Genomic DNA, 25,895 nt, shown 5'->3' with positions numbered 1-25,895 from the left:
CCCGGTCGTGGCCTGACGGTCAGAGAGGTAATTATGACGGAAAAGAAACTGGAAATCGGCGTTATCGGCCTTGGCAAGTTTGGCCTGCGCATGGCCTCCACCCTGGTATCGCTGGGGCATACAGTGCTTGGCATTGATATGTCCGAGGTCAGGGTGCAAAGGGCGGAAGAAGCGCTGGATACCGTATACAAGGCCGATGCCACCAATATTGCCGTACTGCGGTCGCTGCACGTGCAGGATCTGGACTGGGTGGTGATCAGCGTTGGGGAAAGCGTGGAACAGTCGCTGAGCATCACCCTCAACGTGCAGGAGCTGAACGGCCCCAAGATATGGGTCAAAGCCTCCAACGAAGAACACAAAAAAATTCTGCAACGCCTGCACGTTACCCGCGCCATGGTGCCGGAAACAGAGGCCGCCGTCATGGCGGCCCACCAGTTGACCCACCCCGGCATGCTCGACCTTATCCCCAAGTACGGCGGCATTGCCATTCAGGAGCTGCGCGTGGATGCGTGGGACGGGAAAACCCTTATTGAATTGAACCTGATGCAGCAGTTCAACGTCATGGTCATGGGTATTCGCCCGGCGGGAAAAAATGCCTTTGTTTTTGTGCCTCCAGCCACAACGATTCTGCACAAGGGTGATTCTCTGGTTGTGGCGGGAAGGGCTGATTCCATGCACATGCTCAAGCCCTGAGGCATGACGGAACCGTTTCGGAATTCATCCCTTCGCCTAGCCATGTTGTCGGATATGAACAAAAACGGCCTTCCCCTGAACCGAAGAAGGCCGCTTTTTGTGCCTTATCCCTGACGGGCGGGGCGTGGTTTACCCACATAGAAAATGAACGCGCCCATCATGACAATGACAGCGCCGGACAGGGCGTTTTTTTCCGCGCCGGAAAAGGCGATGAGGCAGAACATGCAAGCGCCGAGCGATGCCGCAACCTTGAGCCATGCGGCCCGGTTGCGCAGGCCATACCTCTTGAGCAGCGCCAGAGCAGAGTAATAATAGGCCGGGAGCGTCAGCAGCACTGCCACGCTGGTAATGCTGTTGAACAGATCCTGCGTATCGCCGGAGCGGCTGACAATCATCATTAGAAGCAGCATGGCGCTCATCATGCAGGCTGAAAGAATCAGCCCCGCCACGGGCTGGCCCTTGGCGTTTTTTCTGCCAAAGATGGGCGGCAGGGTGCCGTCCTGCGCGGCACGGCAGCCAGCGTTGGAAACAAGCATTATCCATGACCCCAGTGAGGCAAGGCAGGCAAAGGCGGTCACTGCCGAAACCATGTCCGGCACCAGATGGGCCAGAGGCAGCCCTGCGCAGATATGGCCCATGGCCAGCGAAAAGGGCGCCCCGGATTCCGCCATCTGCTTTGCGGGAAACATACCCGATATGGCCGTGCAGGAAAGTATGTACACAAGCCCGGCCAGAGCCGTGCCAATGAGGGTGGAAAGCGGAATATTACGCTTGGGGTTGTCCACCACGGCTGTGTTCACCGAGGCGCTTTCAATCCCTATGAAGCTCCAGATGCAGAGCACAACGGCGCTCATGACTGAGCTGCCTGCGGGTTTGCCCCCGGCAAGCCAGTTGGCGGAAAACACCGCAGGGTCAAAATACAGCCAGCCCACGGTGCCCGTGATGAATACGGGGATCAGCAGCAGGACGACCCCGATGGAAACAAGCCTACCTATCCAGGCCGCGCCGAGAATATTCACGCCTGTGAATATCCAGATGAGGGCCAGCGATGCGAAGCCAGCCCACAGGGGATGCTCCAGCGCGGGAAAGAATACCGAAAGATAATCCACGCCAGTTATGGCTACGGCCAGATTGCCTATCCAGTTGGCGTGATAATAGAGCAGGCCCGTCTGATAGCCCAGCTCCGGCCCTATTTCGCTGGCATAGGCAATGGGGCCGCCCTCCTGCGGGTCTTCCATGCCCAGCCGGGCAAATACATAGGCCAGGCCCATGGCTCCCAGAATGGCCACAAGCCAGCCGATGACTGAAATGCTGCCGATGCCCGCAAGGTTCGCGGGCAAAAGAGCAATGCCAGACCCCATCATATTGCCCGCCACCACAGTGATGCAGGCGAAAAGGCCAAGTTTTTTCGTGCCGGGCGTGGTCATGGCTGCCGTCCTTTTGCTGCGGTTAAAAAGCGCTCCCCGGCGTTTCGGGGTAAAAATCATCGGGCATGGCTATTTTTTTATGCACAATACGCTGAAGTATTTTTTGCCGTCGCGTTCTATGCGTTCTACGCCGTGGATGTCGCTTTCATAACCGGGAAAGGCATTTTCAAAGTTCTGGCGCGCCTCAAGATAGGCAAATATGGGTTCCGCAACCTCGTTCATGATTTCGCCGCCCATCATGACGGGAATACCTGGCGGATAGGGCACAATCATGACAGCCGGAACGCGTCCGCGCAGGTCGGCCAGTTCCACATATTCCACATTGTGGCGCACCACTTCATGGTAGGCTTCCGCAGGCCGCATGACCTGATCAGGTATGCCCTGAAAGGCTGCCTGCATCTTGTCCAGCAGCTTGTGTTCGCGGAAGTGGCGGTGGATGGCGTTGCTGTGGTCTCTGAGGCCAACGCCCTTGTATGTCTCAGGAAAGGCGGCATAAAGATCGGGCAGAGCCACGCTCAGCGGGGCATTGGCGTCATAGAGTTGCTTGAACTTGAGCAGACCCGAGATGAGCGCCCCTTCCTTGGCCTTGGTGGTGCCGATGGAGTTGAGCAGCAAAAAGGAATAATAGTCGGTTTTTTCGCATACAACGCGGTGCCGGATCAGGTAGTTGGTGACAATGGCAGCCGGAATGCCCGTATCCGCCATTGTGCCGTCTTCCGCAAGGCCGGGCGTGATGAAGGTCAGCTTGATGGGGTCAAGCATGACGTAATCCGGCTCAATGTCGTCAAAGCCGTGCCAGTTGTTGGCGCTGTCCAATACCCAGGGAAGCTGGTTCTCTGCCAGATATTCGGCGGGCACTTCCAGAAAGTCATGCATGCCCTTCTGGTAAGGAACCCTTCTGGGCTGCCACATACTGAAAAACCAGTCGCCCCTGGCGGTCATTTCCCGCTCCATGATGGTGATCTTGCGGCGGATGCGAACGGCCTCGGTAATGGTGTCGCGCAGCAGCACCTCGCCGTCGTCGTCCATCATCTTGGTAGCCACATCAAGCGACGCGATCATGCTGTATTGCGGCGATGTGGAGCCGTGCATCATGTAGGATTCGTTGAGTTCATCGCGGTTGATCCGCACATGCGTGCCGTGCTTTACGTGCAGCATGGAGGCCTGTGAAAAGGCCGTGAGCAGCTTGTGGGTGGACTGCGAGCAGAAAATGGGCGGATGATCGGCCACATTGTCGGCATCCGTCATGCCATAGTGGTTCTCATACATGGGGCTGAATCGGGCGTAGGCGTACCACGCCTCGTCAAAGTGCAGGTTGTCCACGCTCTTGCGGAGCTGCTTCTTGATGTTGGCTACGTTGTAGCACAGCCCGTCATAGGTGGAATTGGTGAGGGCGGACATCTTGACCCGGCTGTTTTTCAGCTCGTCAGGAATCAGTTTGTTGGCGGCGATTTTTTTGTGGATGCTTTTTTCTGAAAATTCGGAAAGCCTGCACGGCCCGATGATGCCGCGCCGGTTGCGCCGTGGCGTCATATACACGGGGTAGGCCTCGGTAATGACCATGGCGTAGTTGAGCGATTTGTGACAGTTGCGGTCAACAAAGGCTATGTCGTCGCGCAGCACCTGGCTGCGCCAGATGATCTGGTTGACGTTGGAGGTGCCGTTGAGCACATAAAAAGTTATGTCCGCCCCAAAGACTCTGGCGGAATTTTCTTCCGCATCGCCAACCGGACCGTTGTGGTCAAGCAGGGAGCCAAGCTCGGGCACGGAAATGGAAAGGTCGGCGCGAAAGACGTTTTCGCCAAAAAATTTGTGCATGGCCACGCCTGCGGGGCTTTTGAGAAATCCCTCGCCGCCCATATGCCCAGGCGTGTGCCATGCGTATTTGTATTCATTGGCGTAGCGGGCCATGCCGCCGAAAAAAGCCGGATACACCGTTTGCAGGTAATCGCTGACCAGCACTTCAATGCGTCCGGCCAGAAAATCCACGGTATCTGTTATCTTCCAGATGCAGTCGTCCACCTTGGAAAGAACATCCGTGGGCAGATTCTCCAGCTCGGAATGGTCAGTGAGCAGCACGACCGGGATGGTTTTGTTGCGCTGGCGGATGCCCTCAAGCAACTCCGCTGCCGTTGCCTGCTCGCCGGGGTCTTCGCACTGGATGTCCCAGTCTATGATAACAGTTCCAAGGTCTGCGCGGGATGCAAAAATATTTATTGCGTCTTCATATCGCAAGGATATGAGAACAGAGCATCCCTTGTTTTCCACAAGCTGCTTCTTCAGCTCTCGCAGTCTGCAACCTTCATCTGTTGCCGCATCAAATTCACCAGAAACAATCAATACAGGCCATTCATGCTTGTCTATGGGCATTGGCGCGCTCCTTACCATTACAGCGGCAAGTAGAGGGTGTGCGCAGCCGGGGATGCCTGCGCATGATGAAGGTGTGTTGTGTGGACTGAATGCCTATCTATCTGTGTGTCTTTTATCGCTCAAAGTATAAACTTTGTCCATTTGTGTTTGGCCGAGGTTCACTGAAAATTGTGCATTTTCAGTGAGGATTTGTGCAATGATCTAGCGTGATCTTGCAGTAATCTCTGAATATTCTTTATATACTGCAACGCTTGCGCAGTGGCGGCTGGGTGCAATATCTGGCGAGAAGAGCGGGTAAGATGGTCAGTCTGTAGGCAGGATTGCGCATGCTTGTGCTCGGGCGAGGTTTAGGGAAAATCAGCGACTGGGGGAGGCGTCCTCGCCGGGGAGCGCCCACCAGGGCAAGCCCCGCCATGCGGCGTTAAGCGCCTTTTCATGCGCGGGCCATTGGGGCGAAAAGCGGGCAAGCTCCTCCCTGTAAGCCGGGGAATGATCCATATGGCGCAAGTGGCACAGCTCATGCCAGCACAAGTGCTCCAGCAGTGGGGCAGGCAGAAGCAGTGCGCGCCAGTTGAGGCTGATGCGTCCCTCCGGACATGCAGGCGCAAGGGCTGGGCCGCCTTGGGCAAAGGATGGGGCCGCGTCATGTGTGGCGGGCAGGGGCGGGGTGGAAAAAAAGTTGCGGATGCGCGTGGTGAGCTGTTCCAGCGATCTGGGGCGACCAAAAGCCCCTTGCGGCAGTTTTGGCCGCTGCGCTGCGGGCTGAGGGGTGTGCCCCCGGCGCAGACGGGAGCAACTGCCCCAGCGTCCGCTCTGATCCCGCACGCTCACACCCGCAAGGGCAAATCCTTCCTTTGTCGCAAGCTGTTCCAGATACGGCGGCAGCAGGCGGGCTGCTTTTTTGCGGCACCATTTGCGCAAGGCCTGCGCGCATAAGGATATGTCATCTACGGCGCCGTACAGGCGTACCTGATCCACACTTTCCACCAGCAACAAGCGCCGTGCGCCGTTGGCAACCTGCACTGTGGCGGTCTTGGCGGTTTGCGTCGTGGCGGCTTTTCGGCCTGCCGCCATGTCGCCACCGGCTTCAACGGCAAAAATTTCGCCTGTGAGCGGCAGGGTGATGCTTGAAGGTAACTGGGGGGCGGGCACCCTGCGCAGCAGGGTTGTGCGGGCGCGCTCCAGCCAGGGCAAAAAGAGCGGCAGGCTTGATTGAAGCTGCGCTGGCCCCATGGTCAGCGGGATGGTCAGCACAAGGTCGCCCCGAGGCGTGAGCGACAGTTTTGCCCTGCGCGCACGGGGTGAAAGGCGCACTGACGCCGTCAGGCGCGTGCCATCGGCCAAGGTAAATTCTACCGTGGCGGGCAGATCGTGCAGGGGGGCGACAGGGACTTTGCGGGCAGGCATGCGGCCACGCTGCCATAGGCGGCCAAGGCTGTAAAGACTGCCTGCGGCATGGTTGTTGCTCTACTACCTGCGGAAAGGTGCATCCGGCAGGTTTTGCCGGGTGCAAACCCGTTGGGCAGCCGCACCCAGGGTTTCCGTGGGGGAGCCACTATTAAAAATGATGCGGTATTTCGCAGCTATGATTACTGCGGGGGGCGTCATATGAGTACAACAGGAATTGGCAATCTGTTGGGTTCCAGCAGCGCAGAGGCAGTTTACAAGGTCGGTCTGGGGTCGAATACCATCCGCTCGCGCAGCGGTTCGTCCGATTCTGGCGACACCGTGGATATTTCTGATGAAGCCAAGAAGCTTTTTTCTGAAAAGATCCACATGTACGACAAAGGATCGTCCACGGCTGCAACGTCGCAATCTGCGGAAAACAAGGGTGACACTTCTGCCAAAACTGCCAATGGTGAAAGCGGTGAATCCAGTGGCGGAGGTTCGGCCAAGGCCGGTGGCGCTGGCGGCGGTGGCGGTAATGACAGTTCTTCCAATCCTGTCGAGAATATCAAGAAGCAGATTGCGGCCTTAAAGAGCCAACTTTCCAGCCTGGCTAGCCATGCTGGCAGCGGCAGCAGCACTGCGGTGGAAAGTAAAATCCAGTCGCTCGAGTCGCAGATTGCGGCTCTCGAAGCTCAGCTTGCCGAGGCCGAGTCGACTTCTGCTTGACATAGGAATGATTCCTAATTAGAGTGGTTGAACAAGAGGGGCACTTTTGCTCATGCCCTTTTTTGCCGTTGCGCCAATAGGCGCGCAGCCACCAATCATTCCAAGGAGAAGACGCTATGAAATCGCTGAAAGGCAGCCAGACGGAAAAAAATATTCTTACAGCCTTTGCTGGTGAATCTCAGGCGCGTAACCGCTATGACTATTTTGCCGGGCGGGCCAAGAATGACGGTTTTGTGCTGGTGCAGGAAATTTTTGTAGAAACTGCCTTGCAGGAAAAAGAACACGCCAAGCGCCTGTTCAAATTTCTTGAAGGCGGAGATGTTGAAATCACGGCGGCGTACCCTGCCGGGGTCATAGCTGACAGCGAAGCCAACCTTATCGCAGCCGCTAGTGGCGAAAACCACGAGCACACCGTCATGTATCCTGAATTTGCGGCTACGGCTGACAAAGAAGGCTTTTCCGAGGTTGCTGCCGTCATGCGCCAGATTGCCGTTGCCGAGGCCTACCATGAAAAGCGTTTTCTTACGCTTGCCAAGGATATCAAGGAAGGGCGCATGTTCATGCGTACCAAGCCCACCATATGGCGTTGCCTGAACTGCGGCTGTCTTGTGGAGGGCGACCACGCTCCCGAGATGTGCCCCGCCTGTGCGCATCCCAAGGCCTACTTTGCAGAGCTTAACTACACGTTCTAAGCGGCATCAACACCGGGAAATTGTTCGTTTTTACAACGCGGCAGACAGCCGGGATGCGTGCCAGAGGCTCTCGCCGGATTGGATGATGTCGTTCACGTACCTACCCTGAATTATTGTCTAGATACAGGTCGAGCTGCGTCGACCACAAGCGCCAGACCTTTTGGGTCTGGCGCTTTTTTTGCGAAGCGGCATGCGTCTGACGCTGAGCCGTCACCGTTGCGGGGCAGCATGGCTGCTGCGTGTTCTGTCTGATTTGAAAAGTAATTAAATATCTATTATGAAAAGTTATTGTGTATAAATATAGTTCTGGTAGTTGCCTTTTGCAGTTTCCGGTCATTTGAAAGGTATCTAAATATCTTGCAGGACTGGAACTAAGTGGTTACAGCTAATACAAGGCATGTCGTTATATGGGTGGGGAAGGGACTCTGCCATCTGTGTAATGTGGTCCATACTGGTCGATATGCCTACAAGCGGGAGAATGCGGACGGTGCATTCTTCAAGCTGAGGAGTCAACAGTGAAACAGATTATCTGGGGAGCACTTTTTTCCCTGCTTTTGGCAACGGCGGCCACTGCGGCTGAAACCGGTTATCCCCCACCCCCGCCAGCCGGGAAGCCTCTTTCGGTCGAGGACTCCATCTATGGAGTGCTGCGTAATCATCACAATCTGCGGGGCATGATCGAAAACCGCGAGGTGCTGGATCATGAGGTCAGGCGCGCTCAGGCTGGTTTTGGCCCCCGCGTTGACGTTACAGGCCAGGCTGGCGGCAGCGTCTTGAGCGATTCAAGCACCCGCAACCAGAACCTTGATTCGCAGATGTGGGGCAAGGTGGGCTACAGCGCCCAGCTTGTGCAACCCATATGGGATGGTTTTGCCACCCGTTCGCGCGTCCGCACTGCCAAATCCACCCTCGAATCCCAAAAATACCGTGTATTCGATACGGCGACATCACTCTCTCTTGATGCGATTATTGCCCATATTGATTTGCTGCGCCGCAGAAAGATCTACGAACTTTCCGAAGAAAACGTGGCACACCACAAGTCTCTTGTGGGGCAGGCCCAGGATCGCGCCAGCCTTGGCGCGGACACTGCCGCAGATGTAACCCAGGCGCAGTCGCGATTGCAGCGGGCGCTTTCAAGCCTTTCTGAAGCCAAGGCATCCCTGCTTGTGGCCGAGGAAACCTATACCCGACTTACAGGCTTGCCAGCGGCCAGCCGTTTGCAGACCGTGACCATGCCGCCCCAGCTTTATCCCGCATCGCAGGCGGTTCTGGAAAAGGCCAAGAAAAGCAACCCCAAACTCGCCGCCTATTTGCAGGATATCCGTGCTTCGCGCGCCGAGCGGGAACTTGCGGATTCGGCCTTTTCTCCCGAGCTCAATCTTGAAGCAGGCCCCAACTATACCAATCTTGGCGGCACAAGTGACCGCTGGGTGTACAGTTTTGACGTCATGGGCGTAGTGCGCTGGAATATCTTCAACAGCGGGGCAGACGTGGCTGAACGCCGCGCCGCCTCAGCTCGCATGCGCCAGTCGCGTCAGGTGATGTACAATTTTATTGATGATCTCAAGCTGGATGTGGACAGCACCTGGGTCAACTATCTTGCTGCCCAGGAACAGTACAACCACTATTCCAAAGCCATAGAGTACAACAAGTACACGCGCACCGCCTATATCGAACAGTTCCAGATTGGCAAGCGTAGTATTCTGGACGTGCTGGATACAGAAAGTGAGCTGTACAATTCTGCAACCCAGGCAGAAACCGCCCGGGGCAATATCCTTGTGGGGGCGTACAGGCTGTCGGCGCTCACGGGCAATATGCTGCCAGAAATGTCCATCAACACCGGACCGCTTGGACAGAGCGCGCCCAAAGAACCGGAAGATCCTCGCGAGGAGTTCGCTCCTGGCTGGTTCAACTGACAATCCTTTCAGCATGCCCCGGTTAAGCCGGGGCATGCGGCGCTTTTTTAAGGGTGCAAATCCTTCTTTACCAGGCCGGGATCAATGGCTGACCCATACGACGCGCCTTGCGACTCTGGTCTGTAGAGTGAATTCCCTCAAGGGAGGGGCTTTGCCGCTCTGCGCGATGATAACGAAAGGATGATGCCGATTTATCCCCAGCAGCATCAATGGAATATGCATGGATACAATTTCCGCGGATTCAGAGGAAAAGGCACGGCCCACACCAACTGAACAGGAATCCGGCGACAGTCGGGCTCCGCAAAAAACAGCAGATACGGCACCGGAGCAAGCCTCCGGCGCAGCAGGGCGCAACTCAGCCCAGGTACCGCGCACTGCGCCGACCATGGGACCGTTGCGGCCTTCAGACGTGGATTTTATGCCCGGCTTGCTGCGTAGTCTTTCTGTCTTGCTGCGCCTGCGCGGGCGGGCAGTGTCGCCGCATGTGCTCATGGCCGGGCTTTCGGGCAGCAAGGTAACGCCTCAGGCCTGCCTGCGGGCGGCCCGCAAGGCGGGGCTGGCCGGGCGCATCGCCTATCGGCCTGATATCGCAGATATTCCAGGCCTTGTATTGCCGTGCATTCTGTTGCTCTCCCATGACCGTTCGTGCGTGCTCACCGCCCTTGACGGCGACATGGCCGAGGTGATTTTTCCCGAAACCAGTGAAAGCACGCAATTGGTGCCAGTAGAGGCATTGACGGACGAATACTCCGGCTATGCGCTCTTTGCCGCAGTGGAAGCAGCGCCGGATGACCGTTCCGAACGCCTCAGCATTGCTCGCGGCAAGCGCTGGTTCTGGGATGTACTGCGGTATTACGCACCCATCTACAGACACGTGGCCCTGGCCAGCGTGGTCATCAATCTCATTGCCGTGGGCAGCCCGCTGTTTGTCATGAATGTCTATGACCGCGTGGTTCCCAACAATGCCATAGAAACATTGTGGGTGCTGGCCAGCGGCATCTGCATCATCTATCTGTTCAATTTTCTGCTTTCGGCCCTGCGTACGCATTTTGTGGATGTGGCTGGCCGCAATGCGGATATCGTGCTTTCCAGTTCGCTGGTGGAAAAGGTGCTTTCCATGCGGCTGGACGCCAAGCCCGAATCCACGGGCGCGCTGGTCAACAACCTGCGCGAATTTGAGCAGCTGCGCGAATTTTTCAGTTCCTCAAGTCTGCTTGCCTGCATCGACCTGCCTTTTCTGGTTATTTTTCTGCTGCTTACGGCCTTCATTGGTGGCCCTATGGTGCTGCTGTCCATTGGGGCCATGCCCATCATGATCGGCATTGGCCTGCTGCTTCAGCACCGTTCGCGCATGAGCGCCGAGGCCAGCTACAAGCAGAACATGCAAAAAAATGCTCTGCTGGTGGAAATTGTGGGCGGGCTGGAAACGCTCAAGTCCTGCATGGCCGAAAGCCGCATGCAGAAGCTGTGGGAATCTGTGGTAGGCCTTTCGGCCCGCTCCAACAGCGAATCCCGCAAGTATAACAACCTTGCAGTCACATCTTCCATGCTCATTACCCAGCTCGTTACGGTGGCTATGGTGGTGTGGGGCGTGTACCGCATATCCGACGGCCTCATGACCATGGGAGCGCTTATCGGCTGCAATATTCTGGTGGGGCGCACCATGGCTCCGCTGCTCCAGATGGCCTCGCTACTTACCCGTATGCAGAATTCGCATGTGGCCCTCAAGGCGCTGGACATGCTGATGATGCTGCCTTCTGAAAATCAGATGGAAAAAACCTGCATGGATTTTGGCATGCTGCGCCCTTCATTCACTCTGGAGGGTGTTTCTTTTGCCTATCCCCGGCAGGAACGCCTGGCTCTGGAGCATGTTTCACTGCGCATTGAGCCGGGTGAACGCGTGGGCATTATCGGGCCCATGGGATCGGGCAAAAGCACACTGTCAAAGCTCCTTATCGGCCTCTATCAGCCCAAGGAAGGGGCGGTGAAGTTTGGCGATGTGGACATCAGGCAGATTCCCAGCATGGAACTGCGTGGTCGCGTGGGTGTGCTGCCGCAGGATGTGGTGCTGTTTTACGGCAGCATTCGCGACAACATTGCCCTGGGGGATCCCACCATCAACGATCACCTCATCCTGCGCGCCGCTTCCCTGGCTGGTGTCACAGACTTTTTGCGCAACAATCCCGCTGGCTTTGCCGCTCAGGTGGGCGAGCAGGGCAAGGCGCTTTCTGGCGGGCAGCGTCAGGCTGTGGCTCTGGCGCGCGCTCTGGTGCGCGACCCTGAGGTGCTCATTCTGGACGAACCCACCAGCAATATGGACACGGATTCAGAACTGCTGCTGCAAAAAAGGCTGCAATCGGTCATTGGCGGGCGCACCCTTGTGCTTGTGACCCACCGGCTCTCCATGCTGCGCATAGTGGATCGGCTCATTGTTATGGAAGACGGGCAGGTCAAGCTGGACGGCCCCCGCGATGCCGTGTTGCAGAGCCTGCGCGACCGCTCGAAAAAAAACGTGACCAATGTGCAGCAGGCCGCCCCGCAGGAGAAATCTGCGGATGCCGCCAATGACTGAACTATTCGGCTTTGCTGAAGAGCCTTGGATTTTTGTTTTGAAATGACCGCCCAGCGGTTTTTGGAGAAGGGCGCATGCAGTTGCCACAGAAAACTATGGATATGACCGACGCAGAAAATCGGTCAGAACAGAAAGCAGGGGCGCAATGCGGCACGTCAAAGACCGATGTGCTCTTGTCCCCTGGCGTCGAGCCTTCGGCTTTTCCCCAGCCGGGCGGCATGCCGGGTATGCCCTTTGGCTCGCATTTTTCACGGCCCAATGTTGACGCGCCGCTGCCAGCCATGCCCGGCAACGAGAACGTGCAGGAATCTGCTGCTGATGCTGGCGCAGCCGCCTCGTTTGGGCCAGGTTCGGATGCAGGCACTGGCCGTTTGCCTGATCTGGACGCGTTGATGGCCGATCTGGGCCAGAATGCCGGCGACATGCAGCCCTTGGGGCTGGATGCTGCCGCCAAAAAGAAAGAACCGAGCAATCTTGAGCTTTTTTTGCGTCAGTTGCTGATGGGCGGGGAGCACGAACAGCGCCCGGATAAAAGCCTGAGGCAGTCGTTGCATGAAACTGTAGACAGAATTTTGGGCAAGAGCGGCCAACATGGCGCTGGCGGCATGACGGGCGGGCAGCAGGCGGGCAACCCCGGCCTGTTTGCAGCCATGGACGCGCCCCTGCGCGGCCTGACGCCCGATGATATCCTTTTTGCCAACGAAGTGGACGCAGCCCTTGCCCGGCGGCCCAAGTTCGGCGTGCGCGCTTTGTCCATCAGTGTTGGCGTGTTTTTTTTGTGCCTGATCATCTGGGCGGCTGTTGCCAGTGTGGATGAAGTGACCCATGCGGAAGGTTCGGTTGTTGGTTCGCAACGCACCCAGACCATCCAGAACCTTGAGGGCGGCATCCTGCGCGCAGTGCTTGTGCATGAAGGGCAGATTGTGGACAAGGGGGCGGTGCTGGCGCAACTGGACAATGAAATGGCCGAAAGCGCCTACCGTGACGCCGTAAACAAGGCCATGGAAAACAGCCTCGCCATCATCCGCCTTGAAGCTGAGATCAAGGGCGACAAGCCTGTTTTTCCAGAAAATTTTGACATGTGGGCAGAAAAAGTCATTGGGCGCAGGGTTGAGGCGGGCACGCTGGGGCGCATCCACCAGATCGTTCAGGATCAGGAAAATGCCTGGCACAGCCGCCGCGATCAGCTCAATGCGGAAATTGATGTTTTGCAGTCCCAGTATGTGCAGCGCCTGCATGATGTGGAAGAGCTGACGGCCCGCAAGGTGCAGCTTGACCGCAGCCTCGAACTTTCCATCGAGCAAAAGAATACGGCCTACGCCCTTGTGCAGCGCAACAACTTTTCCAAGCTGGAATACCTCGGCATGCAGCAAAAGGTTGTGGAATTGCAGGGCCAGATAGATTCTCTTGCCGCCACAATCCCCAAGGCCAAGGCCGCGGCGGACGAGTCCAAGCAGCGCATAGCATCCCGCAGGGCCGAGCAGATTGCGGCGGTTACTGACGAGATCAACAAGCGCAGGCAGGAACTCAATTCACTGCGCGAAAATCTTTCGGCAGGGCGCGACCGCGTAACCCGCACAGAACTGCGCGCTCCTGTGCGCAGCACGGTCAAGCAGATATACATCTCCACCGTGGGCGGCGTGGTCAAACCCGGAGAACCCATCATGGACCTTGTGCCGCTTGACGACACCCTGGTGGTGGAAGCCAAGGTCAAGCCGCAGGATGTGGCCTTTCTGCGCCCTGGGCAGCATGTCATGGTCAAGGTTTCAGCCTATGATTTCTCCATTTACGGCGGGATTGAAGGCAAGCTTGAATCCATCAGCGCTGATACCATTGAAGACAAAAGGGGCGAGCATTTTTATCTTGTAAAGATCCGCACCCAGAAAAACGCCATCGTCTACCACAACGAATCTCTTCCCATCATGCCGGGCATGGTGGTGACGGCAGACATTATGATCGGCAAAAAAACAGTGCTGGATTATCTGCTCAAGCCCATTCTCAAGGCCAAGCAGAACGCCCTTCGCGAGCGCTAGAGCGAAAATGCGGGCAGACCGGGCTTTGCCTGCCGTAAACCAGCATTTCAAGGGTTAATGCTCCTGTACAGATTTATTGAGACGCGCCGCTAGATGAAGGAAAATATATGGCACCCCAAGAACTAACTCTCCCAGGCGTAGCCCAGCGCAACCGCAAGGCGGCGCTGACCATGTCGGCACTGTTTGTGCTGGCGCTCTGCCTGATTTTTATTTTTGCACGCTGGTATCTGCATGATTCCCGCGCCCACCTGCTGCGCGAGATGGGCCAGGACATGAACTCGCAGGCCTCGGGCAAGGTGGCCCTGCTCACCGTGTGGTCTGGCACCCTTGCCGGTCAGGTAAATATTTTTGTCACGCAGGATATGCTGCGGCTGTTCGCCGCAGAGGTTGCAAGTGCGGGCGTGTCCGCCACGGATATGTTGCAGATGGCCCGGCAAAACCAGAATGGGGACGAAGCGGATACGGTGCCCCCGGCGGGCACTGCCAGCAACAGTGACCCTCTGAAAAAAATTGCCCCGCGTCTTCCGTTGATGGTCAACTATCTCAGAGACTTTGTGGAGAAAAACAGCTTCAGCGGCGCGAGCCTGGTTAATACAGACATGCAGATGTACCTCGCCCCTGAGGGCGTGCAGCCGCCCGATGAGGAGCAGAGGCCCTATTTGCAGCAGGCCCTGAACAGCAAACAGCCCGTTCTTATGCCTGTGCGGCGCGAAAATGGCAGACTCGTCATGGATATGGCCTTTCCCATTTTTGCGCCCCTGTATGTGGATTCAACCGGGGGCAGGGTGGTTTCCCTGCTGCTGGCCACCTACAGCGTCTTGCCTGTAACTGCTGCGGCCACGGGCGAAGCGGGCAATGGCAGCCAGTACAATACATTTATTCTTCAATCCTTTGGTGAAAAGCTGCAACGCATTGCACCTACCGAAGTATCGGGCGTGTCTGATTTGCCAGGCTGGTCGCTGCATGATGAAAAACTGCCGCTTGGCACACGTGTTGATCCCGGCCTGCCGGAAGGCGAGCGCGAGATATACGGGCTTGCCCTGCCCGTGCCCAACCTGCCTTGGCTTGTGGAGCAAACCTTGCCCGTGAGCCGCATTGATGAAAGATTTTCCGGCATAAAGCAGAACGTCGTTGTGGCTTCACTGATCATGGCTGCGCTGGTTGGCGGCCTGCTGGCCGCCCTGTGGTGGAGCCTTGTGAGCCGTAACGAGCGCGCCGTGGCAGAGCAGATGCGCAAGCTCTATCTGGTGGTCAACCAGCAAAAGCAGATCATGGACGGCGTAAATTCCGCCCTGTCGGCAGGCATTGTGCTCAACGATTTGAACGGCGTCATCCACTACGCCAACCAGAGCTTTGCCCGTTTGTGCAGCAGGGAAAAAGCCACGGAGCTGCGCGGGCTGAAATATTCCGAGCTGGATATGGAACTTGCCCGCAGCCTTGTAACCCATACTCTGGCCGTGCACAGGGCGGGCGAACCCTTCAGCTTTGCCGAAGCCCTGCTGGTGGGTGGCAAGCTGCGCTATTATTTGACCTCCTGCACTCCGTTTCGGGATGAAAACGGGCGGCTCTCGGGCATGGTCTCCGTATACAGCGACATGACGGATATTGCTGTGGCGCAACAGCGTTCGCAACAGATGGTCGCCCAGACCGTCAACGCTTTCGTCAAGGCCATCGAGGCCGTGGATACCTATCTGCGCGGGCAGTCCGCCTTTACGGCGCAGCTAGCGGTTTCTCTGGCCTGTGGGCTTGGCCGCAACGATGCGGAGACCCTTGCCACCCTGCGCACGGCAGCCAACCTCTCACATGTGGGTATGATCCAGTTGCCCAAGGATCTGCTCACCAAGACAGGCGCGCTCTCGGCGCAGGAACGGGCATTGCTGCAACAGCATGTGGAATTTGCCCGCGAGGCCCTGGCAGACATTGATTTTGGCCTGCCTGTGCTGGAGGCCATCACCCAGATGTACGAACGCCTGGACGGCAGCGGCTACCCCTTGGCCCTCAACGATGGGAGCATTTGCCTGAACGCCCGTATTCTGGCGGTTGCCAATACCTTCTGCGCACTTATGCGGCCACGCTCCTACCGTGAGGCGCACAGTACGGAAGATGCCCTGAATATCCTGTCTGAAACTCCGCCTAAGTATGACGCCTCGGTTGTGGGCTCTTTGCGGGCATTTCTGGAAACAGAGCAGGGTATGGTTTTTCTGGAGCATTTGCTTGGCGATCCGCAGCCAAACAGCGCCTAATCGGTACAGGGGTTAACAATGCGCATTCTTTTTTTGAATTCTGTTTTTCCTGGCCGCTTCCGTTCCCTTGCCCAGGCCTTTGGCGCATCCCAGAACAATACCGTGCTGTTTCTTGCAGAAACCGGACAAAAACTTGCCATTCCCGGTGTGCGACGGCTGCGTTTGGCGCCCCCCGCGCCCTATGAAAGCGATGACCCGGCAGAAAAGGAAATCGTGACGCGCCTGCGGCGTGGCGCGCGGGCGGGCAACGCCCTGCTGTCGTTGCGGAGAAACGGTTTTGTCCCAGATATCATCTGCGCTGCGGCAAGCATGGGCGGCAGTTTTTACGTGCGCGACATCTTCCCCAAGGCTTTTTATGTGGCTCAGGGCGACTGGTTTTACAACAATGGCGAGAGCCACTGCTTTTTTACGCGTGGCAACCCCCGCCCCCCGGCGGATTTTGCCCCCCTGCGGGTGTGCAATCTGTGGGAGTACAACGCACTGGGCGAATGCCAGCTTGCCGTCACCTCCTCCCTCTGGCAGCGCGCCCAGTATCCCCCCGCGCTGCAACGCGACATAAAGGTTGTGCCCAGCGGCATCAATACGCGCTTTTTTATGCCCAACGAGGAAAAAAAGGATGGCGATGCCGCAGGCGATGGCGTGGCTGATTCCTGGGGATGCGCAAGCAATGAGCTGGTGACCTTCTGCGGCCCCATGCACGACCCGGCGCGCGGGTTTGACCAGTTCCGCAAGTGTCTGCCGCGCCTGCTCGAATTACGCCCCAACTGCCTGGTGGTGCTGGCCTGGCTTGATATTGCCCAGACCGGGCGCAAGCAGAGTGGCGGCTCAGATACGCCAGCTGAATGCACCGAGACAGGCAAGGCCATGCGCCGTGCGGTGGATATTCTGGGCATTGATCAGAGCTTCCGGGCGCGTGTGCACCTGCTTGGCGCGCGTTCGCTCAAGGAATACAGGGCCATGCTGCAACATTCCACCGCGCATGTGTATCTGGCGGCGCCGCATGTGTTTTCCACCGGTTTGCTTGAGGCCATGGCCTGCGGTTCACTGGTCGTGGCATCGGACACGCCGCCTGTGCGCGAAGTGGTGCAGGACGGCGTAAATGGCTTTTTGTGCGACTTCTGGGATCATGAAAACATGGCGCAAAAACTGGCCGATGTGCTGGCGCGGGCTCCGCAGCTGGGGCATGTGCGGCGTAATGCGCGGCAGACTGTGCTGCGCTCGTATGACGCGGATGTACAGACGCGCAGATTTATGGATCTGATCAGCGCAAGCATGAAAAGCGGGCAGAAGGCTGATGACATCATGCCATGACATCATGCCATGACATCAGGCCCTAGCATCGGGGCAGCCTGGGCGGCATTGCTGCATCGGGCGGTATGATGCAAGCCTGATAACACTGGCCCGGCTTACAGGCCCTGCATGGCGAGCCTTGCTTCAAATTCGTGCGAAGGCTCAGGTTTGGCGTAAAAAAAGCCCTGTGCCGTGTAGCAGCCCAGCTTCATGATAATGGCAGACTGCTCTGCTGTCTCCACACCTTCGCTAATGACATTCATGCCAAGATCCGAAGCCAGGCGAATGATATTGCCAAGCACTATCTGCGCCCGCTGCCCCGGCAGGTCGCGCTGGATGAAGCTGCGGTCTATCTTGAGGCAGTCCGCGTCAAGCATCTGCACAATACCGAGAGACGAATAGCCCGCGCCAAAATCGTCGATGGCCGTTTTGAAGCCCATTTCCTTCAGTTGAACTATCTGTAGCCAGACAGCTTCAGGGTTGTTCATGATGGCGCTCTCGGTGATTTCCACTTCCAGGAGGTGGCGCGGCACGGAATAGCGGTCGGCAATATCCGCAAGCCGCTGGGTAAAGTGGGGGCGGTCAAAATGCAGCCGCGAAAAATTGCAGGAAACCGTATGCAGCGGAAGGTTGCGCGTTTTCCAGCTGCGCAGGTTGCGGCAGACCTGCTCAAATACAAAAAAATCAATGGACGTCACAAGGCCGTTGCGTTCAAACATGGGGATAAAACTGCCCGGCAGCAGCATTCCCCGTGAGGGATGATTCCACCGCACCAGCGCCTCGCTGCCGGTAATGGCCCCCGTGCGCATGTCTACCTTGGCCTGATACCACACCTGCATTTCACCGTTGGTCAGGGCGTCTTCCAGCTTGCCGTTCAGTTCATGGCTCAGCAGGGCCTCCTGCCGCATATGCTCATTGTAGAGCACCATGGGAATGCCGGACGAGCGCTTGGCTTCCAGCCGCGCATAGTTGGCCAGATCCAGCATCAGCTGCATGTCCCTTTCCTGCTCCTTGGGTACGCGGTAGGCCCCGTAGACGGTACGCACCGTGTAGGGCAGCGCCTGACTTCGCCGCCACTCGTCCAGTTCCTTGTCCATTTCGCGGACTCTGCCCGAAAGTTGCTCCCATGTATCAAACCGCAAGAGCAGAACAAAAAGATCAGAGGATATTCTGGCGCAGCACTCTTCTGGCAGGATGTTACGCTGCAAAATTACCGCATAGGCCTGCAACAGGCTGTCGCCCATGCCAAAACCGAACTGGTCGTTGATTGTCTTGAACTGGCAGATATCACCGGAAAGCAGCATGTAGTCAGAGGTGACCTGGGTGGTTATGAGGCTGTCGCACAGCACCTTGAATTTTTCCATGTTGGGCAGACCGGTCAGTTCATCCTTGTTCATCTGGGCTTCCATGCGGCAGATGCGGCTGCACTTGCAGCCCAGGCAGTAGAGCAGAAAAATGATGATGCCCAGGGAAAAGGCAATGAGGCCGCCAACAACCTTAAAGGGGCGCTTCTGAATTGAGCAGTTTATGCTCCGGTCAATGCGGGCTGCAAAGGAGTGCTCTTCTTCCGGCGGGTACACCGGCAAGCCTGCCTGATCGTTGAATGGAGAGGACGGTGAAGAGGCTGATGCGGCTGCCGATGGCTTGTGCGCGGTTGTGGCATCAGCGGCTGTCTGCGTTGGTGTCAGAGCTGTAAAAAGGCAGCAGAGCAGAAGCATCAGCAGGGAAAGGCGGAGGCGAAGTGTCTTCATGTGACGGTTTCCCCGGTCTTCCTGGCGTGGGAGCGCAGCCAAAGGTTGTGAATGTCTCCATGGTGGTATGGCTGCGGTTATGAACAAACCGGAACCCAGAGCGACCTTTGCATCCTGCGTTAAAGGAAGCCAACGTACTCAATATAGGGTGCTGCTCGGGAAAAAGTCAAACGCTGTCCGGAAGGGCGGGGTTGTCGCCAAGGCGGAGCCTTAGGCTTCGGGAAACGGAGGACGCTGCGCGCGTTTTGCCCCCCGGCTGGCAACCTGGGCGCAATAAGGGGCACAGGCATGGGCCGGGGGGCAGGGAAGTTAACGTACTACAGGCAGGCGGCTACCGCCGCCACAAGACGGTCAATGGGTTCTTCGCGCGCGCCTTCGCCCATGACGCCAACGCGCAGCACCTTGCCAGCAAGGGCGCCAAGGCCGCCAGCCACTTCAATCTTGTGATCCTTGCGCAGGCTGGCGCGCAGGGCATTGGCGTCCACGCCTTCGGGCGGCACAAAGAGGTTGACCTGGGGCGCGGCCCCCTCGGTCACATAGGGCTTGAAACCAAGCTTGCCCATGCCCAGCTTGAGCCTTTCGTGCATGGCCTGATGCCGCGCAAAAGAGGCCTCAAGGCCTTCGGCCAGTAGGTTGTCCAGGGCCTGATGCAGACCATAGTACATATTGATGGGCGCCGTATGGTGATAGGTACGGGGTGTGCCTTCCCAGTATTTGCGGATAAGCGGCACATCCAGATACCAGTTGGGTACCTTGGTTTTGCGGCGCGCCATGGCCTCCATGGCTGCCTCGGAAAACGAGGCAGGCGCAAGACCGGGAGGGGTGGAAAGGCATTTTTGCGAACCGCTGTAAAAAGCGTCGATGCCCCATTCGTCCACGCGCACATCCACGCCGCCCAAGCCGGCCACGCTGTCCACCAGAAAGAGCGTATCGCTGTTTTTGACCAGCGCGCCGAGTTCGGCCACAGGATTGTTCACGCCGGTGGATGTTTCGGCATGCACCACGGCAAGAATCTTGTAATTTTTCTGCGCCAGCTGTTTCTTCACCGCGTCCACAGAGATGGGCGCGCCCCATGGGCATTCCACAGTGTCTACCAGCGCGCCAAGGCGCGAGGCCACTTCAACCATACGCGAGCAGAACAGGCCGTTGTTGACAATAAGCACGTTGTCGCCGTGTTCCACCAGGTTGACAAAGCAGGCTTCCATACCTGCGGAGCCCGTGCCCGAGATGGGAAACGTCACGGCATTGCGTGTTTTGCACACAGCGCGAAGCTGCTCTTGCAGGGCGTCCATAACCTTGATGCAGTCAGGGTCAAGATGCCCGAGAGTGGGCAGGCTCATGGCCTCAAGCACGTTGGCCGCAACCGGGCTGGGGCCGGGGGCCATCAGAAGCACATGGTCCAGTGTTCCGAAAACCGTGGTCATGACAATCTCCTGGTTTGTGTGGGGGCCTGCGCTGGCAGACCCATGCCGGGCGCTTGCTGCGACGGCGGATAGAGAACGCTACCACGCATGGAAATGTTTCGGAACCGTCTTGCGGGGGGCTTGTCCGATACTGGACTGACAGAAGAGCCAGCAGGATAAAAACGCATTGTCTTCATCGCCTGCATTGGCTACCTTTGAGAAAAATTCCGACAGGATGTAAGAATTTGTCGGAACGTGATCGGTTTTCAGCGAACATTCAAAAGGAGCGAATGACAGATGAAACGAATCAGCATCCTCTTTTTTGCTGCCGTCTTTTTGGCGGGCTCGGCATTTTCAGCTTTTGCAGCCGAAAAACTGGTGGTCTACACCTCCATGAAGGAATCTATTATCGGTTCGCTCAAAGAGGCTTTTGTTAAAAAATATCCTGATACTGCTATGGACTATCAGTCTGCTGGCGCGGGCAAACTTATGGCGAAAATCGCCACCGAGCGTCAGTCGGGCAAGATCATGGCCGACATTATCTGGACAAGCGAAGTGCCGGACTTCTTTAACATGAAGTCCGAGGGCATTCTGGAAAAATACGATTCCCCCGAACTGAAGAACGTCATCAATCCATTTCCCGATTTTGACGGCTCGTTCACGGCAATTCGCCTGGGTACGCTTGGCATCGCCTACAACAAGCGCCACGTGAAGGAAGCTCCCGCCCAGTGGAGCGACATGATGAAGCCCGAGTTCAAAAAGGCCTTTGGCATTGCCAACCCGGCGCTTTCCGGCACGTCCTACATGAGCATTCAGCTGCTGGTGGACAAATTTGGCTGGGAATACATAGAAAATGTTCATAAAAACGGCGCGCGCATGGGCAAGGGCTCCGGTCAGGTCATTGACGACACTGCCTCCGGCGACCTTCTGGCCTGCATCGGCGTGGACTACATTGTGAACGACAAAATCAAGAAGGGCGCAGACCTTGCTCTGGTCTATCCGCCTGAAATGCTGGTGATCCCCAGCCCCGCAGCCATATTCAAGGGTACCCCCAACCTGGAAGCGGCCAAGAAGTTTGTGGACTTTCTGCTTTCAGAAGAAGGACAGAAGATTCTGGCCGATCAGGGAACCCTGCCCGTGCGCAAGGGCATTGTGCCCCCGGCGGAATTTGGCCTGCCCACCAGTGAGAAGGCCTTTGAACGCGGCATAAAAATTGATTACCAGCATATTTTGAGCGAAAAGGAATCAACTGTTAAGAAATTTACAGACATTATGATGTCGAAATAGTGGCGGAAACGTTACAATTTCGCGTCATGCTCCCGCGCGGTTACGCCGCGCGGGAGGTCTGAATCAGCCACGGGCGTGTTTGCCGGGGAGAAACTGGCAGGTGCTGCCCGACAGCGCGCACAGCGCAAGCGGGAATTTTCATGGCAGAAATACTTCTTGAAAACATATCAAAATCCTTTGGCGACCACACGGTTCTTAAGGATTTATCTCTTGCGGTGCGGGACGGCGAGTGCTTCACCCTCATCGGGCCTTCCGGCTGCGGCAAAACTGTGCTGCTGCGTATCATGGCAGGCTTTGAAACGCTGGATGCCGGGCGCATGAGTATTGGCGGCGAAGTTGTGGCTGATGCCGAGAGCGGCACGGCCCTGCCGCCCGAGCAGCGCAGCCTTGGCGTGGTGTTTCAGGACTATGCCGTGTGGCCGCACATGACGGTGCGCCAGAACGTGGGCTATCCCCTCAAGATCGCCCGTCGTGATGCCGCGGAGGCTGCGGCACTGGTGCAAAAGAGCATTGATGATGTGAACCTTACCGGCATGGAAGATCGCCTTCCCTCCCAGCTTTCGGGCGGACAGCAGCAGCGGGTGGCCCTGGCCCGCGCCCTGGTGGCCCAGCCCAGCCTCTTGCTGCTGGATGAGCCGCTGAACAACCTTGATGCCAATCTGCGTGAAGAAATGCGCTTTGAAATCAAGGCGCTGCAAAAAAATCTGGGCGTGACCATCCTGTATGTCACCCATGATCAGGAAATCGCGCTGGCCATCTCTGACCGCATGGCACTGCTGGACGAGCAGGGGGCCATCCGTCAGATAGGCACGCCGGAAGAGCTCTTTGCCACCCCGGCAGACGAATTTGTTTTTTCCTTTCTGGGCATGAGCAATTTTTTGCGGGCAACCGTGGACGGCGGGGTCGCGACTATTGACGGGCATGTTTTTCCTCTTGCGCCGCAGGCGGGTCTTGCTGGCGAGGTGCGGGTGGGATTTCGCCCGTCAGATGTACAACTGGGCCGTCAGGGTCAAGGGTTGCGGGCAACGGTGCGCCGCGCCAGCTTTTTGGGCGCGTTTACCGATTATCAGCTTGACGTGTGCGGCCAGCAGGTGCGCACGGCGGTGGATACCCATGAGGCTCTGGCCCGCGACCTCTTGCTGCACGAAGGGGACGAATGCGTCATCAACCTTCGTGGGGCGCACTGGTTCAGCTAGGCTGGATTTTGCAGCAGCGCGCCGCGCAGAGTGTCAGGCCCTTCGGCTGGCAGGATAACGGGCGCAGGATTACTCCAAATTTGGCGGTCAGGTATGCAAGCAGTCAGACAACAGCGTTCGTGGGGCGTGGCAGAGGTGATTTTGCTGCTCTCCATTGCTATTCTGGTTATCGTGGTCGTGGTGCCGGTGGCGCTCATCTTTTTCAACGCCTTTTTTGTAAACGGGCAGTTCAACGCGGCGGATCTGGTAAAAACTCTCAGCGAGGGCGAAACCTATCAGGCCCTGATGAACTCGCTGTTTATCGCCAGCGGCGTAACCCTCTGCGCCACCACCGTGGGGACGTTCTTTGCATGGCTGGTGACGCGCACGGACATTCCTTACAAGGGCTTTATGAAGAGCATGTTCCTTGTGCCCTTCATGCTACCCTCGTTCATCGGCGCGTTGGCCTGGAAGATGCTGCTCTCGCCCCGCGCTGGCTATATCAACAGGCTCTGGCGCGATGTCACCGGTGCGGAAGATGCCCTGTTCAACATCTTTTCTTATGCGGGCATCATTTCCATTGAAACCATGTATCTTTTCCCCTTTGTGTTCATTCAGGTATGTGGCGCGCTTGAGCGCATGGACCCCACGCTGGAAGAATCGGCCCGGATATCTGGCGCGGGGCTGTTCACCATAACCCGCAAGATAACCCTGCCCCTGGTGCTGCCCAGCATCCTCTCGGGCGCGTTGCTCATCATGCTGTATTCCATGGCGCACTTTGGCACCGTGGCTGTGCTTGGCATTGAGGTGGGCATCTACAACATCCCTACGCTGATTTACGAGCGCATTCATGAGAGCGCGGGCAGTTTTGCCTCCATCCGCACCGGCACTGTGCTGGCCTCGGTGCTGGTTGTTACGGCAGGCCTGATTATCTGGCTGCAACGCAAGGTGCTGGGGTCTGGCAAATACCAGATCATCGGGGGCAAGAGCTTCCGGCCCATGGAACTCAAGTTGCGCGGTCTGCGTACGCCTCTGTTTGTGTTCTGCCTGCTGTACATAGCCATCACCATTGTGCTGCCCACTGTGACCATCTTTCTTGTGGGCGGGCTCAAAACCTACGGCGTGCCCATCACCTGGGAGAATCTGTCGCTCGACAACTACAAGTACGTGCTTTTTGAGTGGGATCAGACCCAGCAGGCCATCAAGAACAGCATCGGCCTTGGGCTGGCTGCCGCCACCATCACCATGTTTGCGGGCGTGATGATTTCTTACGTCATTGTAAAGATGCAGGTGCGGGGCAAGGGCTTTCTGGAATTTCTGGGCATGCTGCCTTTTTCCGTGCCCGGCTCGGTCATCGCCCTTGGCGTGATCCTTGCCTGGAGCGGACGCTTTGGCGTGAATCTGTACAACACCATCTGGATTATCCTTATCGCCTACATTGCGCGGTACATGGCTTTTTCGCTCAAGGCCAACTCGGCGGCGCTGGAACAGGTGCACGATTCACTGGTGGAGGCGGCCCGCGCCTGCGGCGCAAGCATGTGGCAGGCCTTGCGCGATGTGGTGCTGCCCTTGGTGCGGCCCGGCATGGTTGCGGCTTTCTTCCTTATCTTTTTGCCTGCGCTGCGCGAACTGACGGTTTCGGTCATGCTGTACGGCACAACCAGCCGCACCATCGGCGTGGCTATCTACACCCTTAATGAAGACGGCGAAACCGTCACATCGGCGGCTCTGGCAGGCATTGCCCTCATTCTTATCGTGACGGGGCAGAGCATTATCAACCACTTCGCCAAGTCCAGGCAGGCCTGATTATGTCCATTACACTCAACAATGTTAGCAAGTATTTTGGCAAGGTTAAGGCTGTTTCATCCCTGAACCTTGAAATCGGCGATGGCGAATGCTTTTCCATGCTTGGGCCGTCTGGCTGCGGCAAAACCACGACCCTGCGCATGGTGGCGGGCTTTGAGGATCTGGACGAGGGCGAAATCAGCGTGAACGGCAAGCTGCTTTCGTCCGGCGCCAAAAAATACTATCTGCCGCCTGAAAAACGCGATTTCGGCATGGTGTTTCAGGCCTTTGCCGTGTGGCCGCACATGAGCGTGTATGAAAACGTGGCTTTTCCGCTGCACATCAAGAAGATCGGTTCAGCGGAACTGCACAAGCGCACAACGGATGCCTTGCGGCATACCAACCTGCTGGAAGTTGCGCAAAAAAGCCCTGCGGATCTTTCCGGCGGGGGCAAGCAGCGCGTAGCTCTTGCCCGGGCGCTGGCCATCAATCCTTCAGTCATGTTGCTGGACGAGCCGCTTTCAAGCCTTGATCCGCACCTGCGGGAAGAAATGCGCTTTGAGATCAAGGAACTGCAAAAGATTTACGGCTTCTCCATCATGTATGTGACTCACGATCAGTCTGAGGCCATGGCGCTTTCTGACCGTATTCTGGTGATGAAGAACGGCGTGGTGCAGCAGGTGGCATCGCCCCTGGAGGTCTACACCCGGCCCGCCAACCGTTTTGTGTTCAGCTTCATCGGCTTGTCCAACTTTACGGAGATGGCGGTAACGGCAACACATATGCAGCTTGACGGCGTGAGTGCCGACTTTCCGGCGGGGTGCGCTCCTGATGCCGCCATTGTTCAGGCAGGGCGCGGTGTGGTTGCAAGCCGGCCCAACGAAATTGATTTTGTGGATGAAGGCGGCGTGCCCGGCATTGTGGAACGGCGTACATTCTTGGGCGAACAGCTCGACTATCAGGTACGCGTGGGCGAGCAGAGCGTGCGGGTGCAGAAGGGGCGGTACGCCCGAGGCCCGCAGGAAGGCGAAACCTGCCGCCTGCACTTTTTAAAACCCTTGTGGTTCCCTGTGGATGCCGCCAGCTAGCAGTGTGGTTCACCAATACGCTTGATCTGTTTGCCGCTGTTTACGGCCATGCGCT

17 protein-coding genes are annotated in these 25,895 nt (G+C 57.3%); 12 read left to right on the top strand and 5 right to left on the bottom strand.

The genetic code is table 11. The annotated features are described in order from the left end of the window. The first annotated feature begins 33 nt into the window (after nucleotides 1-33). Nucleotides 34-693, top strand: a complete 660-nt coding sequence (locus ACUZ9P_RS01545; protein WP_449248368.1) for a potassium channel family protein — start codon at nucleotides 34-36, stop codon at nucleotides 691-693. A 104-nt stretch (nucleotides 694-797) separates the two neighbouring features. Here ACUZ9P_RS01545 and ACUZ9P_RS01540 read toward each other — a convergent pair whose 3' ends face one another. From ACUZ9P_RS01540 to ACUZ9P_RS01530, 3 genes are all read right to left on the bottom strand, one after another. Further along, entirely contained in the window at nucleotides 798-2,120 is a 1,323-nt protein-coding gene (locus ACUZ9P_RS01540) for an amino acid permease (protein ID WP_449248367.1), read from the bottom strand. A gap of 69 nt (nucleotides 2,121-2,189) precedes the next feature. Then, nucleotides 2,190-4,490, bottom strand: a complete 2,301-nt coding sequence (locus tag ACUZ9P_RS01535; RefSeq protein WP_449248366.1) for an Orn/Lys/Arg family decarboxylase — start codon at nucleotides 4,488-4,490, stop codon at nucleotides 2,190-2,192. A 357-nt stretch (nucleotides 4,491-4,847) separates the two neighbouring features. Then, entirely contained in the window at nucleotides 4,848-5,897 is a 1,050-nt protein-coding gene (locus tag ACUZ9P_RS01530) for a M48 family metallopeptidase (RefSeq protein WP_449248365.1), read from the bottom strand. A gap of 201 nt (nucleotides 5,898-6,098) precedes the next feature. On the opposite strand from ACUZ9P_RS01530, the gene ACUZ9P_RS01525 reads away from it, so the two are divergent. From ACUZ9P_RS01525 to ACUZ9P_RS01495, 7 genes are all read left to right on the top strand, one after another. Beyond that, on the top strand, nucleotides 6,099-6,605 hold the full coding sequence (locus ACUZ9P_RS01525) for a FlxA-like family protein (protein WP_449248364.1): 507 nt from the start codon (nucleotides 6,099-6,101) through the stop codon (nucleotides 6,603-6,605). 116 nt (nucleotides 6,606-6,721) lie between these two features. After that, nucleotides 6,722-7,297, top strand: a complete 576-nt coding sequence (gene rbr / locus ACUZ9P_RS01520) for a rubrerythrin (RefSeq protein WP_240826070.1) — start codon at nucleotides 6,722-6,724, stop codon at nucleotides 7,295-7,297. Nucleotides 7,298-7,812: 515 nt separating this feature from the next. Beyond that, the gene (locus ACUZ9P_RS01515; protein ID WP_449248363.1) at nucleotides 7,813-9,213 is read left to right on the top strand and encodes a TolC family protein; all 1,401 of its coding nucleotides are present in this window, start codon (nucleotides 7,813-7,815) and stop codon (nucleotides 9,211-9,213) included. Between the two features lie 220 nt (nucleotides 9,214-9,433). Next, the gene (locus ACUZ9P_RS01510; RefSeq protein ID WP_449248362.1) at nucleotides 9,434-11,785 is read left to right on the top strand and encodes a type I secretion system permease/ATPase; all 2,352 of its coding nucleotides are present in this window, start codon (nucleotides 9,434-9,436) and stop codon (nucleotides 11,783-11,785) included. A 74-nt stretch (nucleotides 11,786-11,859) separates the two neighbouring features. After that, on the top strand, nucleotides 11,860-13,818 hold the full coding sequence (locus ACUZ9P_RS01505; protein WP_449248361.1) for an HlyD family type I secretion periplasmic adaptor subunit: 1,959 nt from the start codon (nucleotides 11,860-11,862) through the stop codon (nucleotides 13,816-13,818). A gap of 107 nt (nucleotides 13,819-13,925) precedes the next feature. Next, nucleotides 13,926-16,061, top strand: a complete 2,136-nt coding sequence (locus ACUZ9P_RS01500; protein WP_449248360.1) for an HD domain-containing phosphohydrolase — start codon at nucleotides 13,926-13,928, stop codon at nucleotides 16,059-16,061. An 18-nt stretch (nucleotides 16,062-16,079) separates the two neighbouring features. After that, the gene (locus tag ACUZ9P_RS01495; protein WP_449248359.1) at nucleotides 16,080-17,372 is read left to right on the top strand and encodes a glycosyltransferase; all 1,293 of its coding nucleotides are present in this window, start codon (nucleotides 16,080-16,082) and stop codon (nucleotides 17,370-17,372) included. A 95-nt stretch (nucleotides 17,373-17,467) separates the two neighbouring features. On the opposite strand, the gene ACUZ9P_RS01490 is transcribed toward ACUZ9P_RS01495, so the two are convergent. Both ACUZ9P_RS01490 and ACUZ9P_RS01485 read right to left on the bottom strand, forming a co-directional pair. Then, nucleotides 17,468-19,102 carry a putative bifunctional diguanylate cyclase/phosphodiesterase gene (locus tag ACUZ9P_RS01490; RefSeq protein ID WP_449248358.1) on the bottom strand — a complete coding sequence of 545 codons (1,635 nt, stop codon included), beginning with the start codon at nucleotides 19,100-19,102 and terminating at the stop codon, nucleotides 17,468-17,470. Nucleotides 19,103-19,419: 317 nt separating this feature from the next. Then, nucleotides 19,420-20,526: a pyridoxal-phosphate-dependent aminotransferase family protein gene (locus ACUZ9P_RS01485; protein ID WP_449248357.1), complete on the bottom strand. Its 1,107-nt coding sequence runs from the start codon at nucleotides 20,524-20,526 to the stop codon at nucleotides 19,420-19,422. Nucleotides 20,527-20,802: 276 nt separating this feature from the next. Here ACUZ9P_RS01485 and ACUZ9P_RS01480 point away from each other — a divergent pair, with 276 nt between their 5' ends. From ACUZ9P_RS01480 to ACUZ9P_RS01465, 4 genes are all read left to right on the top strand, one after another. Continuing rightward, on the top strand, nucleotides 20,803-21,792 hold the full coding sequence (locus ACUZ9P_RS01480) for an ABC transporter substrate-binding protein (RefSeq protein WP_449248356.1): 990 nt from the start codon (nucleotides 20,803-20,805) through the stop codon (nucleotides 21,790-21,792). 140 nt (nucleotides 21,793-21,932) lie between these two features. Further along, on the top strand, nucleotides 21,933-22,988 hold the full coding sequence (locus ACUZ9P_RS01475; RefSeq protein WP_449248355.1) for an ABC transporter ATP-binding protein: 1,056 nt from the start codon (nucleotides 21,933-21,935) through the stop codon (nucleotides 22,986-22,988). Between the two features lie 93 nt (nucleotides 22,989-23,081). Then, nucleotides 23,082-24,773 (top strand): ABC transporter permease, encoded by a 1,692-nt coding sequence (locus ACUZ9P_RS01470; RefSeq protein ID WP_240824836.1) that lies wholly within the window; start codon nucleotides 23,082-23,084, stop codon nucleotides 24,771-24,773. Between the two features lie 2 nt (nucleotides 24,774-24,775). Next, the gene (locus tag ACUZ9P_RS01465; protein ID WP_449248354.1) at nucleotides 24,776-25,840 is read left to right on the top strand and encodes an ABC transporter ATP-binding protein; all 1,065 of its coding nucleotides are present in this window, start codon (nucleotides 24,776-24,778) and stop codon (nucleotides 25,838-25,840) included. The last annotated feature ends 55 nt before the right edge of the window (nucleotides 25,841-25,895 follow it).

It is taken from the genome of Desulfovibrio intestinivivus (assembly GCF_053570665.1).
Note: the sequence above shows the minus strand (reverse complement) of the source record. Positions and strands in the feature narration are given on the sequence as shown.